This window comes from Cyclobacterium xiamenense (assembly GCF_900109255.1).
Classification (GTDB): domain Bacteria; phylum Bacteroidota; class Bacteroidia; order Cytophagales; family Cyclobacteriaceae; genus Cyclobacterium; species Cyclobacterium xiamenense.
On the sequence record NZ_FNZH01000005.1, the window covers coordinates 283,905 to 297,765 of the forward strand.

11 protein-coding genes are annotated in these 13,861 nt (G+C 51.4%); 8 read left to right on the forward strand and 3 right to left on the reverse strand.

Annotation, left to right across the window (positions count from 1 at the left end; all coding sequences use genetic code 11):
- Nucleotides 1–20 precede the first annotated feature (20 nt).
- Genes BMW71_RS17050 through BMW71_RS17070 form a run of 5 tightly spaced genes read left to right on the forward strand, consistent with a single transcriptional unit; the run spans nucleotide 21 to nucleotide 7,095 of the window.
- Nucleotides 21–674 carry an MBL fold metallo-hydrolase gene (locus BMW71_RS17050; protein WP_092176720.1) on the forward strand — a complete coding sequence of 218 codons (654 nt, stop codon included), beginning with the start codon at nucleotides 21–23 and terminating at the stop codon, nucleotides 672–674.
- Nucleotides 671–1,375, forward strand: a complete 705-nt coding sequence (gene pssA / locus BMW71_RS17055; RefSeq protein ID WP_092176723.1) for a CDP-diacylglycerol--serine O-phosphatidyltransferase — start codon at nucleotides 671–673, stop codon at nucleotides 1,373–1,375. Before BMW71_RS17050 ends, pssA begins: the two co-directional genes overlap by 4 nt.
- Nucleotides 1,359–4,604: a type IX secretion system sortase PorU gene (gene porU / locus BMW71_RS17060; protein WP_092176725.1), complete on the forward strand. Its 3,246-nt coding sequence runs from the start codon at nucleotides 1,359–1,361 to the stop codon at nucleotides 4,602–4,604. Before pssA ends, porU begins: the two co-directional genes overlap by 17 nt.
- Nucleotides 4,601–5,818 (forward strand): type IX secretion system outer membrane channel protein PorV, encoded by a 1,218-nt coding sequence (porV, locus tag BMW71_RS17065; protein WP_092176728.1) that lies wholly within the window; start codon nucleotides 4,601–4,603, stop codon nucleotides 5,816–5,818. The genes porU and porV overlap by 4 nt, the downstream gene beginning before the upstream one ends.
- On the forward strand, nucleotides 5,815–7,095 hold the full coding sequence (locus tag BMW71_RS17070; RefSeq protein WP_092176731.1) for a M16 family metallopeptidase: 1,281 nt from the start codon (nucleotides 5,815–5,817) through the stop codon (nucleotides 7,093–7,095). The genes porV and BMW71_RS17070 overlap by 4 nt, the downstream gene beginning before the upstream one ends.
- Here the strand turns inward: BMW71_RS17070 and BMW71_RS17075 are convergent.
- Complete coding sequence (locus BMW71_RS17075; protein WP_092176733.1) at nucleotides 7,090–8,067, reverse strand: glycosyltransferase family 2 protein; 978 nt, start codon at nucleotides 8,065–8,067, stop codon at nucleotides 7,090–7,092. The two genes, BMW71_RS17070 and BMW71_RS17075, sit on opposite strands and share 6 nt — an antisense overlap.
- Before the next feature lie 150 nt (nucleotides 8,068–8,217).
- Here BMW71_RS17075 and BMW71_RS17080 point away from each other — a divergent pair, with 150 nt between their 5' ends.
- Nucleotides 8,218–8,859, forward strand: a complete 642-nt coding sequence (locus tag BMW71_RS17080) for an IMPACT family protein (RefSeq protein ID WP_317041160.1) — start codon at nucleotides 8,218–8,220, stop codon at nucleotides 8,857–8,859.
- On the opposite strand, the gene BMW71_RS17085 is transcribed toward BMW71_RS17080, so the two are convergent.
- Both BMW71_RS17085 and nhaC read right to left on the reverse strand, forming a co-directional pair.
- Entirely contained in the window at nucleotides 8,852–9,454 is a 603-nt protein-coding gene (locus BMW71_RS17085; RefSeq protein WP_092176736.1) for a 3'-5' exonuclease, read from the reverse strand. The genes BMW71_RS17080 and BMW71_RS17085 overlap by 8 nt on opposite strands.
- A complete protein-coding gene (gene nhaC, locus BMW71_RS17090; RefSeq protein ID WP_092176738.1) occupies nucleotides 9,451–10,935 on the reverse strand; it encodes a Na+/H+ antiporter NhaC in 1,485 nt (494 codons plus the stop codon). The genes BMW71_RS17085 and nhaC overlap by 4 nt, the downstream gene beginning before the upstream one ends.
- Before the next feature lie 197 nt (nucleotides 10,936–11,132).
- Between nhaC and BMW71_RS17095 the strand changes: the two genes are divergently transcribed.
- Both BMW71_RS17095 and BMW71_RS17100 read left to right on the forward strand, forming a co-directional pair.
- Nucleotides 11,133–11,612, forward strand: coding sequence for an Mpo1 family 2-hydroxy fatty acid dioxygenase (locus BMW71_RS17095; protein WP_092176741.1), 480 nt, complete (start codon nucleotides 11,133–11,135; stop codon nucleotides 11,610–11,612).
- Between the two features lie 123 nt (nucleotides 11,613–11,735).
- Nucleotides 11,736–13,754 carry a cation:proton antiporter gene (locus tag BMW71_RS17100; RefSeq protein WP_092176743.1) on the forward strand — a complete coding sequence of 673 codons (2,019 nt, stop codon included), beginning with the start codon at nucleotides 11,736–11,738 and terminating at the stop codon, nucleotides 13,752–13,754.
- Nucleotides 13,755–13,861 lie beyond the last annotated feature (107 nt).

Genomic DNA, 13,861 nt, shown 5'->3' on the forward strand with positions numbered 1-13,861 from the left:
GGAATCCAAATCATTTTGCCATGTTGACAATTAAATCATTTACATTCAATCCGTTCGCTGAAAACACGTACCTTCTCTACGACGAGACGAAAGAGGCCTTGGTGATCGATCCGGGCTGCTACGAAAAACAGGAAAAAGGCGAGCTGCTTGATTTCATTACAAAAAATGATTTGCACCCCGTAAAATTGATCAATACCCACTGCCACATAGACCATGTGCTGGGAAATGCCTTCGTAAAAAGTACCTTCGATATCCCGCTTTGGTACCACGAGGAAGAAGAAGCGGTACTACAGGCCGTTAGCAGCTATTCGGCCAATTACGGATTTGCCCAGTATCAGCCCAGCAAAGCCGACCACTACATTCGCGAAGGGGAATGGATCAAATTTGGCAATACCCAATTGCTTTCCATCTGGGTGCCGGGCCATTCTCCCGGACACCTGGTATTTTACCACGAAGGATCGGCAAGCTGTATCGGCGGCGATGCGCTGTTTCGGGGAAGCATCGGACGCACCGATCTTCCGGGTGGCCACCACGAAACATTGATCCAATCCATCCGCGAAAAACTCTTCGCTCTGCCGGACAACGTGGTGGTCTACCCCGGGCACGGGCCCAGTACCCGCATTGGGGAAGAAAAAGAAACCAATCCATTCGTAGGTAAATCCGCCTTCTCTTGAGTATCCTCCGACACATCCCAAACCTCCTCACCTGTCTGAACCTACTTTCCGGGATGATAGGCATCCACATTGTGATGGAAGAAGGTCCCGTGTTCGGCTACTATTTTATCTTGGCGGCAGCAGTTTTTGATTTTTTTGACGGCTTTGCCGCACGGCTGCTCGGGGTGCAAAGCGATATTGGCCAGCAACTGGACTCCCTGGCAGACCTGGTAACCTTTGGCGTATTGCCCTCTTTTATTGTGTTTTACCTGATTCAGGCATCGGGTGTACCCGCATACCTTCCCTATATCGGCTTTCTCATAGGTATCCAATCTGCCATCCGTCTGGCAAAATTCAATGTAGACGAGCGACAAACGGAGCGTTTTATCGGATTGCCAACTCCTGCAAATGCGCTGTTTTTTTCCACCCTCCCGCTGCTGGGCCAAAAAGTGGCCTTTCTATCGGAAATCTGGAACAATCCCTGGGTTCTTTCGGCCCTGACCTTGATTTTTTCGTACTTATTGACAGCAGAACTACCCTTGCTGGCACTGAAGTTCAAGCATTTTGGGTGGAAACAAAACGAATTCCGGTACCTCATGCTGCTGGTTTCACTGGCCGGAATCGCTATCTGGGGCTGGGCAGGCATTCCCATAGCGGTGATTTCGTACATCTTCCTGTCCATGATCAGCAACCGACTGGAAAAACATGAAGGGAAAACGTAACGTTTCCATATACACGGGTATCTTGCTTGGAGGCTTTCTATGCCTTTTTGCCGGCCCCTTGTTTTCCCAGGATTATTTTGTATTTCCAGTCACCGACGAAGGCGTTTACCGTCTTTCCCAGGAACAAGCTACCGCCTGGGGACTGGGCAGCCTGGAGGAAATTAGCTTTTACGGAGAACCGGGTGCCTTGCCTCAACAGGTAGATAGCAGCCTGTTTCGGTTAAAGGAACTACCCCAAAAACGAATCGACGACCAGCTGTATGTCTTCCTGGGGCAACCCGACCAAATACTGGTGGAAGATGGCAAGGCCCGGCTCGAACCGCATCCCTACACGGATAGCCTGTATTACCTGATCCAAACCGGAACACCCCCAAAAAACCGGGTGCAGGATGCCGAGGAAACTGCCGCCACGCCTACTTCCTCAGCCAATGGACTGCTGTACCGATTTCAGCCCTTCAAAGAAGAAACCTACAACCTGTTGACCTCGGGCCGCTCCTGGTATGGACTCCGGACCTTTGCCAACGGTGGTCAAACCATTGCCTTCCCCTTACCCGATGTGCCTCCCCAAGGCAGGGTATCCGTTCATGCCCGTATGATGGCCCAGTCCTTCGAAGACAGCCGGTTTCAATTTCGTCTCAATGGGGAACCGATCGGCGAACTCCCGATTCCCTCGGTACCCAACAGCCGGTATGCCGTAAAAGGCAGGGAGGCCCGCTTCGATGCCGAGGCGACGCTGCCAGAAGATGCCGAGGGCATTTCGCTGCAGTTCACGTTCACTACCTCCAACCCGAACGGAGCCGGCTATTTGAAGCACCTGCTACTGGGTTTCCCCTATGCGGCGGCAACCATCGGCCCGGGTATCTATTACCGCTTGTCGTCAGCGCCCCTACAGCCGATTAACGGCAACTATCAGCTTTGGAATGTGAGCGATTTTCACCAAATACAATCCGGGCAGGCAGCGGCCATCGATGCGCGGAAACTAGCCGTATTTGATCCGGATGAGGTGCCGGAAATCCCCCGCCCAACAGCCGTAGCCCCACCCGACCAACTCCTTTCCGGGTTTCCGGAACTGATCATCGTGACGGCACCTCCCCTTGCCGCTCAGGCAGAGCGGCTTTCCCGGTTTAAAAACTCCCAGGGAATACCGACCGAGGTGGTACAAACCCAGGCCATCTACGAGGCATTTGGCTACGGAAATCCCGATATCAGCAGTATCCGGAATTTTTTGGCCTACCAGTGGCATGCGGGCAAATCGCTCAAACACGTACTTTTTTTCGGGAAAGGCAGTTTCGACTACAAAAAAAAACTGGGTGGCCGACCCAACTTGGTGCCGACTTACAGTTCTCGGTCCAGCCTTAACCCATTGACCACCTATGGGTCGGACGACTTTTACGGATTTTTAGACATGGGCAAAGGGGAATGGGAGGAATCCGAGAACGGCGATCTGGAACTGGATATCGGTGTGGGGAGAATTCCTGCCATCACTCCGACGGAGGCAGCCGAAGCCGTGGACAAGATCATCCGATACCAGACCGAAAGTACCGGATCGTGGACGAGAAAGCTTCTGTTTATCGCGGACGATGGGGATCAGAACATTCACCTCCGCGATGCGGAACAGCATGCAGCCTTTCTGTACAACCGCTACCCGGAAGTAGACATCCGAAAACTATACCTCGACCAATTCGAGCAGCGTCCTTCCGAACCTACGCTACCCGCGGCGAAACGGGAACTGGCGGAAGAACTGGCGGAGGGGCTTCTTCTGGTAAATTATACGGGGCACGGCAACGAACTGACCTGGGCGGCGGAGGAGCTTTTTACTGTGCCCGACATTGACGACTGGCCGGAAAGCGAAGGTTTCCCCGTATTCGTGACCGCTACTTGTGAGTTCGGAAGGCACGACAGCCCCTTTTTGCGTTCCGGTGCGGAGGAATTGCTTTTTGCGCACAACAAAGGAGCCATTGCCGTGCTGGCAACCGGTAGACCCGTATTCAGCAGCGTTAATTTCCGCTTAAACAAGGCCTTTGTGGCGGCCCTTTTTGAAGCCGGGGGAACCCTGACATTGGGTGAAATTTTCAAACGGACCAAAAACGAAAGCCTGGCTGGCGCCCTGAACCGGAATTTTTCCCTGCTGGGCGACCCTTCGCTTCGGTTGGCCCTGCCCGATTTACGCGCCCATACCCTCTCTCTGGTTAAGAGCCAGACCCGCATTGAAACCGATACCCTCTTTGGCAATCAAAAGCTGATTTACCAGGGGGAAATCCAGGATCCGCTTACAGGCGCTCAAATCAACAATTTTGATGGAACCTACGAGCTTCGCGTAGAAAATGAACCAAAAGCCGTAGAAACCCTGGGTGATGAAAGTCCCCCCACCACCTTTCTCGACTACCAGCAACCCCTGTTTCGGGGACTGGGCCGGGTCGAAAAGGGTCGGTTTGAAGGGGAATTGCTGCTGGGAAATGCCTCGCTGGAGGAAATGGCCATTGGGAAAATCATGCTTTACGCATGGGAAGAAAGCGGCCCCTGGGAAGCCATCGGTGGAGCAACTATCCCTTTGAAAGCAGGTACCGACGAATGGGAAGAAGATACCGCCGGACCGGAAATGGAACTGTTTGTTTTTGACAGCCTGGAAAACCGGGAACGCATTTCCAGTACACAGAGCCCGATTTGGATTTACCTGCGTGACCCTTCCGGAATTCAAACCGGAATCCCGGAGGGAATTACCCTGTCAATCAACGATAACCCGCCTGTTTCGGTAACTGATTTTTACACGGCGACCGACGGAACCTACCAGCAGGGCTACGTGAAATTTCTGCTGGAGGGCCTAAAGGAAGGAGAAAACACGATCCGCGTCAGTAGCAGCGATATCCAGGGAAATGTTTCCACGGGCAGTCGGTCCGTTCGGGTGGAAGGGAGCCGAAAACTTCAGGTGGAAACGGTCCTTGCTTATCCCAATCCCGCATCGGAGCAGGTATCCTTCCTGGTTTCCCACAACCGTCCGGGAGAAAATCTACGTTTAAAGTTGAGCCTACATTCTTCTGCAGGCCATGAAATATTTTCGTTGCAGCGGCGTTTTCCTAAAGCCGAGCGGTTTTTAACAGACATTCAATGGATATTTTTACAAAGCAAAACCAAATATCCGGCAAAAGGAACTTATCTTTACCAAATAGAACTCGTTTCTGAAGGAGACGGCACTTCGGGAAGTACGGGAGGAAAAATTATTATTCGATGAAAGTGAGCAAAAACATTCTTCAAACGTTAACTTTTTTTGGGGCTTTCGCCGCCTTTCACGTGGAAAGTCAGGCACAGATCACGATCCCGCAGCTATCCGGACAGGATGTCGACCGGCGGGTAATTATCACGGCGGTACCTTTTCTCAACTTTGCACCGGACAGCAGGCATTCCGCCATGGGAGATGCCGGTGTGGCTACCAGTCCGGACGCGAATTCGGCCCATTGGAATGCGGGCAAACTCGCATTTATTGAAGACGATATGGGCTTCTCCCTGTCCTACTCCCCCTGGCTGGGACGGTTGGTACCGGATATGTCGCTAAACTACCTGACCGGCTACAAGCGCATCGACGATGTATCGGCTTTTGGGCTGGACCTCCGGTATTTCAACATGGGGGACATTCAGCTGACCGACTCCAGGGGGAATGCCCTGGGAGACTTTAGCCCCCGGGACATTGCCATCGGCGGTACCTATTCCAGAAAGCTTTCCGATAACCTGGCTCTAGGGATCAGTGCCCGCTTTATTCACTCCAATCTTTCCGGAAACCTGAGTTCGGCCGGAGGCAATGAAAGCCGGCCGGGCGTAAGTGTGGGTACGGATGTGGGCCTGTACCATACCTCAGAAATCATCCTTTCGGATAAAGAAGCGAACCTTTCCTGGGGAATCAACCTCTCCAACATCGGGCCAAAGATCACCTACAACAGCGCAGAAGACCTGGACTACCTCCCCACCAATCTCCGCATTGGGTCTGCCTTGCAGATTCCCCTGGACGGGCTAAATAGCATTACCTTCGCATTGGATCTGAACAAAATGCTGGTGCCTACGCCGCCGCTTTACCAGGTGGACGAAAACGGACAATTGGTGCTGGACCCCTCCACCAACCAACCCATTATTGCCGCAGGTAAAGACCCTGCCCGACCCTTGATAAGCGGCATGTTTGGCTCGCCCTTTGATGCGCCGGATGGGTTTCGGGAAGAAATGCAGGAGGTGATGATCTCCTTTGGGACCGAGTATTCCTACGACGATAAATTTGCGGTGCGTGCGGGCTATTTTTACGAAAATCCCAAAAAGGGAGGTCGCCGGTATTTTACCATGGGCGTTGGATTTAAGTTCAACCGACTCGGTTTCGACTTCTCCTACCTGGTCCCTCAGGTTCAGAATCATCCGCTTGCAGAGACCTTGCGGTTTTCGCTGTTATTCAACGTACCCCGATGAGCATAGACCGCAGTCAGGCGCCACCCTTTCTACTACCCGATCAAATTGACTTGAATCCGCCCGCATGCCGCCTATTACCAGGAGGCATGCGGCTGTATTACAACCCCTCGCCCACCATCGCGGCCGTAAAGTTGGAAGTGATCTTTCCGGTTCATTTCCGAACGAATAAAACCTATAACCCCTTGGTTTCCTTCTTTACCCTGCACATGTTGCCGGAGGGAACCCAGACTTTGCCCTCGGAGGAATTGGACGATTTCTTTGATTTTCACGGCTCGGAAGTAGAAATCCTATCGGGATTTGAACGGCATGGGCTGGGCCTGGTAACCACCAAAAAGCACCTAAAAGACGTATTACCAGTATTTCGGTCCTTGTTTACCGATGCCCTATTTCCGGAAAAGCATTTTTTGAAACGAAAATCACAGAAGAAATTAAGCCTTAGCATTCAGCAAGAGCAGACGGCTGCGCGGGCCAATCAGCTCATTCGGGCCGGGCTTTTCGGTAAAGATCATCCCTTTGGACAGTATCCCTCGGAAGCAGACGTGGATGCGGTTTCCCGCGAGGAACTGATCGCGTATTACCGCAACGAGTTTCTTACAGTCCCCCAACTATTTGTCACCGGTGATCTTTCCGAAGCAGAGTTGCTTCTTTTGGAAGAGCAGTTTGCCAACTTGCCCTGCCTAAACGGGACGATTCTGGGCCCACCTGCGTTTGAATCCGATTCCGGCAACCGGCAGAGAGAAGAAAAGCCAAAAGCCGTGCAGTCCAGCATTCGGATGGGCAAGTGGATGATCCCTATGGCACATCCGGACTATCAGGCCCTTTCGTTTTTCAATACCGTCCTGGGTGGCTATTTTGGCAGCCGACTTATCCGAAACATACGAGAGGAAAAGGGCTACACCTATGGAATCAATAGCTTTTTGGGAAATGTAAACGGAGATGGCTACTGGATGGTATCCGCAGACGTGAAGGGAGGATACGGAGACGAGGTGATCCGGGAGGTGTACAAGGAGATCCAACGCCTGATATCCGAACCGATTCCGCCGGAGGAGCTGGAAATCGTAAAAAACTACCTGGCCGGCAGCCTGTTATCTAGCTTTAGCAATCCCTTTGACTTGATGAGCCACTTTCAGCGGGTGCATTTTGAAGGGTTGGATTTTTCGATATTCACCGAACAATTGGCCTTTATCAAGGATTTTGACGGGGCGCGCTTGCAGGAAATCGGGGCCACCTATTTTTCTCCAGAGGCCATGCAGGAAGTCATTGTGGGGCAATTATAAAGTCTTTCGCTTCCTCCACCAGTCGTACAGGCCGGAAAGATCCCATCGGCACGCCAGCCAGGCTCGGTAACTATAATACCGCCAATCCGTAGAACCGCCTTTCGGGTACCGTTCCAAAAACCGGGCGGCAATGGTAAAATTACCCGAGGCCAGGGCGTGTTTGGTCTCGTGCAAAATCCGAAATTTCAAAGCCTGCGCTTCCTCCGCAGTACGAAGCAGCGCGGCAATCTTGTCACAGACCTGGAGGGTGGTGGACAAAAACCGGGCATCGCCCACCCGGTACTGCTGGCTCGAAAAGGAATCCGGGAGGATCCGTTTGGTGACGCCCAACAAGTCTCCGTAAACAAAGGCATGGTCACGAGCCATCCGGATCAACAAATCAAAATCTTCGTAAACCAAGCGCTCGTCATAACCGCCGGCTGCTTTGAGCACCGGTGCGTTTAGCACCAGTGAGGCGGAGCTGATCTGGTATTTTTCTACCACGGCGGCAAACACATCGCCTTCGGGGATAGGGCCGATCGCTTTACCGGCAGCATCTACCGGGTAAAAGGCACGGGTTTGCCCATTCGTATACAAATGGCGCACGTTGGAAAAATACACCGATGCGTTCGTTACACTGAGTCGGTTCACCGCCTCCGCAAGATGCCGGGGATGAAGAAAATCGTCGGCCGCCAGATCCACTACCAGATCGCCCCGAGTTTGAGCCAGGGCGCGGTTGAAGGATTGGCAGTAATTGATGGGACGATCCCGAAAATGACAGCGAATGGGGAGCTTATGGGCGTTTTTCTGTTGCCATGCCAGGATGGCCTTCCGGGAAAAATCGGTACTCCCGTTATCGACGATGTGGAGTTCAATCGCCGGGTACACCTGCTGCAACACGCTGTCCAGCGCTGCCTGCAGGTAGGGCGCCTGATTGTAGCAGGTACAGATCACGGAGACAAGCGGTTCGTTTGGTGTTTTTTGCCGATCCATTTGGGAAAGCAGACTTTATTGGCTCCTTCCGACATTGCTACCCATTCACTGGGCTACTTGCTTCCTGCTCTTTTACACCTGCGAGCAATGACGTGTTTTGCCACTATAGGAAAGACTGCTTTTGAATGTCGGACGAACGATTCGTAATATTTGGCTAAATTAGCGATTCTAAACCAACCGGCAGCATTCGTATCCATGGAAGACAGCTACCTAACCCTAAAAGCCACGTCAACGGGCAGTTATAAAGAAAAAGGAAGTAAATTTCTATCCTTTGCCTACCCGGTAACCGACGAATCGGAGGTGCAACAAATCCTGGACCAGCTTCGGAAATCCTACCACGATGCCCGGCATCATTGCTATGCGTATATTCTGGGAAAAGACCGGGACATATACCGGGCCAATGACGACGGAGAGCCGCATCACAGCGCGGGAGACCCCCTATTGGGACAACTTCGCTCCCGGGAACTGACCGACGCGCTGGTGGTTGTGGTGCGGTACTTTGGCGGGGTAAAACTAGGGGTAGGCGGACTGGTAAAAGCCTACAAAACGGCCGCCGCATCCGCGCTTGACGCGGGTGAGGTGATCGAACAAACCTTACACACCCGCATCGACATTCACTTTGCGTACCCATCCATGGATGAGGTCATGCACCTTATCCAGCGTCACAACCTGAAAATCGCCGAGCAGCATTTTGACACGGACTGTCGACTATCACTCGAATGCCGGGAGTCAAAATCCGCCGAAGTCAGGGAACTAATGCAATCGATTTCTTCCCTGACTATTCTTACATAGAAAAGATGTCGTCCAGGTAGCCCTGTTTGTACAATTTGAGGAATATTTCCAGACAAGCCCAGGCATCCGTAGCTGCATACAGCAGTTGCTTTTCGGTTAGTGCAGGTGCTTCCCAGTTGGACACCTGCTCGGACTTGGAGATGCGGATTCCAAGCACCATGGCACTCAGATTGCGCACCCCTACGTTAAGAAAGCCCACGCGGCGCAATTCTTCGTTGAGATCAAAGAAAGCATCCGGATTAAAGCCGGGAGACAGTTTTTTGAGTGCTTTGATATCGTCCCTAACCGCCGCTCCTACCTTGACCGTATGAGGGTCTTCCAGCACGGATTTGGCCTGAATGGGGAAGCCCAGCTCGTTTAGCCGAATCAGGTAGGCCGTATCCCGGGTAGACAACTGCAGCAGCGACACGTCGTAGGAAACGCCTCGCCGAAAAGCCGGTCTGGTTTCGGTATCGAAACCAATGAACTGCTGGCTGGACAAATCCCGCTCCATTCGGCGCAGATCGGCCTGGTCCCGCACCAGCAATATCTCGCCAGGAAAAGCCCCAATATCCAATCCATTCACTTCCTCTTTGGTGATCTTTAAGGGTATCATGCCAGCACCTCCTCTTCCTTGATCTGTTTCATTTCTTCCTTCGAGTAATAATAGATGCCCCAGTTAAAATACCCAAACAAAATCGTCATAAAAGGGCTGATGATATTAAAGAAACAATAAGGGGCATAGGTCAGCGTTGCCACGCCCAATACCGAGGCCTGCGTGGCCCCACAGGTGTTCCAGGGAATCAACACGGAAGTCACGGTGGCACTGTCTTCCAGCGTACGGCTCAGGTTTTCCCCCTTCAGCCCTTTTTTTCGGTAAATATCGGCATACATTCTTCCAGGAACAAGGATGGCCAAGTACTGGTCGGAGGTCGTGATGTTGAAAAAGAAACCGGTGCCAGCGGTGGCAGCAATGAGCGAGCCTACCGAATTCACTTTTCCGATTACCGCCTCCGCAATGACTTTGAGCATGCCACTTACCTCCATGATACCGCCAAAAACCATGGCACAAAGAATCAGCCAAACTGTGTACAACATGCCTGCCATGCCGCCGGTGACCAGCAAGTCGTTTACAACGGCATTGGAGGTCACGATCGCCGTATCACCAAATAGTGCCTGCATGACCACCCGGAAGGAACGCAGGAGGGCACCTCCTTCCATTTCGGTGGAAAGGCTTCGAATCACTTCTCCCTGAAAAATTACCGCAAATATCCCCCCCAAAAGCGCGCCTGCCAGCAAGGTGGGAATGGCCGGTACTTTTTTAATGATGAGAACCAAAACCAAAACGGGCACGATAAACAACCAGCCGTTGACCACGAAGGTGTCCGAAATCACGGAGGAAATGGCCTTTACCTGCCCCACGGTTCCTTCCGGCTGCCCCCACACACCGATAATCCCAAAAATCAACAGGGTGATGGAAATCGAGGGCACGGTGGTCTTCACCATGTGCCGAATATGGGTAAACAAGTCCGTACCGGCCATGGCTGGAGCCAGGTTGGTGGTATCTGACAGGGGGGACATTTTGTCGCCAAAATAGGCACCCGAAATAATGGCTCCGCCGATAATCCCTTCGCCAAATCCAAGGGCTTTGCCGATTCCTAAGAGGGCAACCCCTACCGTTGCCACTGTGGTCCAACTACTTCCCGTGGCAATCGACACCACGCCGCATACCACACAGGCCGCCAGCAAAAAGATGGTCGGATTCAAAACCTGAAGGCCGTAATAAATCATGGCAGGGACAATCCCACTCAGCATCCAGGTACCAGCGAGCGAACCGATCAGCAGCAAAATCAAAATGGAAGACATGGCGGAGGAAATACTCTTGATCATGCCGTCCTGTATCGTGCCCCAGTTGATGCCCAGCCGGAAGACCGCCACCAGTCCCGCAACTCCGGAAGAAATGACCAATACCAACTGATTGGAGCCCAGCAGTCCGTCCGTGCCAAAAACACTGATGTTGATCACCAAAAGGACAATTAGAAAAAATAGTGGAAACAATGCTTCCCAAATAGTCGGACGTTTTGCTAGTGTACCCATTGCGATCGGTGGATGAAAAGATAAACCTTAAAGTTAAAAAAAAATATGAATTTCCAGCCGGTACCACCGAAACTCTTTGTTATTTTAATCTATAGACGCAAATTCAATATAAAATTCTGATTTTACCCCCTCCTCCATGTATTTCAAATATTTTTCTTAACTTACTATGAGTTAATTTGGCGCTAACTTCCGGACTCATGAGAAAGATAGACGGCCTGCTTCAGGAATACGACATCAGCCACCGGCATCCTACCAACAAAACCATCCATTGGCTTTGCGTGCCTGCGATTTTTTTTAGCGCGGTAGGCTTGTTGTATAGCATACCCCCGGGACCCATGCAGGAAATGGAATACCTACTCAGCCATTTTGCCAATTGGGCCACTCCGGTATTGTTGCTGGTGCTGGTGTATTACCTGATGCTTTCGCCTCCGCTGGCACTGGGAATGCTGCTGTTTGTTGCCCTTTGCCTGGCAATGGCCAGTCTGCTATCCCTGCTCCTCCCCTTCCCTTTTTGGATCTTTTGCGTTGTCTTGTTTCTGCTTGCCTGGCTGGTACAGTTTTATGGGCATAAAATCGAAGGGAAAAAACCCTCTTTCTTTAAGGACCTTCAATTTCTCCTCATTGGTCCCGCCTGGTTGATGCACTTCATTTACAAGCGTTTAGGCTTCGCTTATTAATCTTGACTGGCCCCAAATCTCCCTTTCGGCGACTTGTTTAGGAATATTCCGGTTAGATATCGGCCAGATTTTCACTATATTCTGGTAAATTTGACTAATGGCTCTTTTTTAACCGAACTACCAATGCTATCCTTTATACTTGCAGCAACCGAAATCCCCCTTCTTTCAGACATTGTCGTCATATTTGGACTTGCGACACTGGTGATCCTGCTTTTCATGCGGCTCAAACTACCCACCATCATAGGGTACTTGCTGACCGGGGCCATTGCCGGACCCTACGGTCTTTCCCTGGTGGACGCCTCCACCGCAGTGGACGTGTTGTCCGAAATCGGAGTAATCTTGTTGCTGTTTGTCATCGGAATGGAATTTTCCCTAAAAAGCCTGATGGCCATCAAAAAGGCTGTTTTTATCGGAGGCAGCCTGCAAGTAATCCTTACCATTGCTGTTACCAGTCTGATCACCTATGCTTTCGGCTATGAATGGAACAAAGCGGTATTTTTCGGGTTCCTATTTGCCCTGAGTAGTACGGCCATTGTCTTGAAACTACTCCAGGAAACCGGACAGATCAATAGCCTGTCGGGCCGAACCACGCTGGCCATCTTAATCTTTCAGGACATCATCATTGTGCCGCTGGTGCTGTTTACACCCATGCTTGCCGGGGAGTCGGACAATATCCTGCTTTCCCTCACCTTCATGGCACTTAAAGCAGGGCTGGTCATTGTTTTGACCATCCTCAGCGCCAAATACCTGATTCCAGAGTTGCTTTATCGGGTGGCCAAGTCGAAAAACGAGGAACTGTTTCTTTTAAGCATCATCGTTATTTGTTTTGCCGTAGCCTATGTGACTTCCCTGCTCGGCCTTTCTCTGGGCTTGGGAGCCTTTTTGGCCGGGCTGATTATCAGCGAATCGGAATACAGCCACCATGCCACCGGCAAAATTTTACCTTTCCGGGAGATCTTCCTCAGTTTCTTTTTTGTGTCGGTAGGCATGCTTTTCGATCTCAGTTTTCTGATCGACCACCTCCTGGTAATTTTGTTTCTGGTGGTCCTTACCGTGGTGATCAAGTTTTTGGTCGCTGCCATTGCCGTCAAATCCATCGGCAGTAACTTCAAGGATGCCTTTGTCGTCGGATTCTCCATTTTCCAGGTGGGTGAATTTTCCTTGTTGCTGGCGAAGGAAGGGCTTGAATACGAGCTATTGGACCCCATCACCTATCAGTATTTCCTGGCGATTTCGATTTTCACCATGATTATCACGCCCTTTGTGCTGAAGCAGAAAGAAAACCTCGCATGCAGGGTCTTAAACATTCCCGTACCCAAGAAAATAAGGGCCCGTTTTGGCGAGAAAATTAATGTGCCAACCGGTCAAATCGAAACCGATCGCCTGAGCGACCACCTGGTCATCATCGGCTTTGGGCTAAATGGCAGAAACCTGGCAAGAGCCGCAAAACGGGCTGAAATACCCTACGCCATCATCGAAATGAACCCCGAGACCGTGCGGGTAGAGGCAGCAAAAGGAGAGCCGATCATGTACGGCGATGCCGCAAATCAGGTTGTGCTGGAACACGTGAATATCCACAAAGCCCGGGTGGCGGTCATTGCAATATCCAACCACGAATCGACCCGGAGCATCATCACCAACATCCGTACCGACAGTCAGAACGTGTTTATTATCGTGCGAACAAGGTATGTGAACGAAATCGAGGCCATGCTAAAACTCGGTGCAGATGAGGTGATACCGGAGGAATTTGAAACTTCCATCGAAATCTTTACCCGGGTATTGAACAAATACCTGGTGCCGAAAGGCGAAATCGACGATTTCACCCACGATGTGCGCTTCCACAATTACGAAGTGTTTCGCTCCCTGCAAGGTGACAGCGGCTCCACCATTGCCCTGGATATCCCCGAAATCAATTTTGCCGGCATCAAAATTGAAAAAGATCACGGCGCCTTTATCGGCAAATCCATCAAGGACATCAACTTACGGGAAAAGGCAGGCATCAATCTGGTTGCGATCAAAAGGGATGGTAAAACCAATACCGATATTCACGGGGATACCAAAATCAAATTGGGAGACATTGTCTACGTGGTAGCCCGTCCGGAGGCGCTGGAAAAATTCGAGGACGATGTCAGCATTTCCTGAGTCGCTGCCGCCTCCCGCTGAGGAGAAATTTAGCGGAATAGTTCACCTACTACCAGGCTGGGATGCTTTCTGATGAAAAAACCCTGTTCGGACAGGCCGAACAGGGT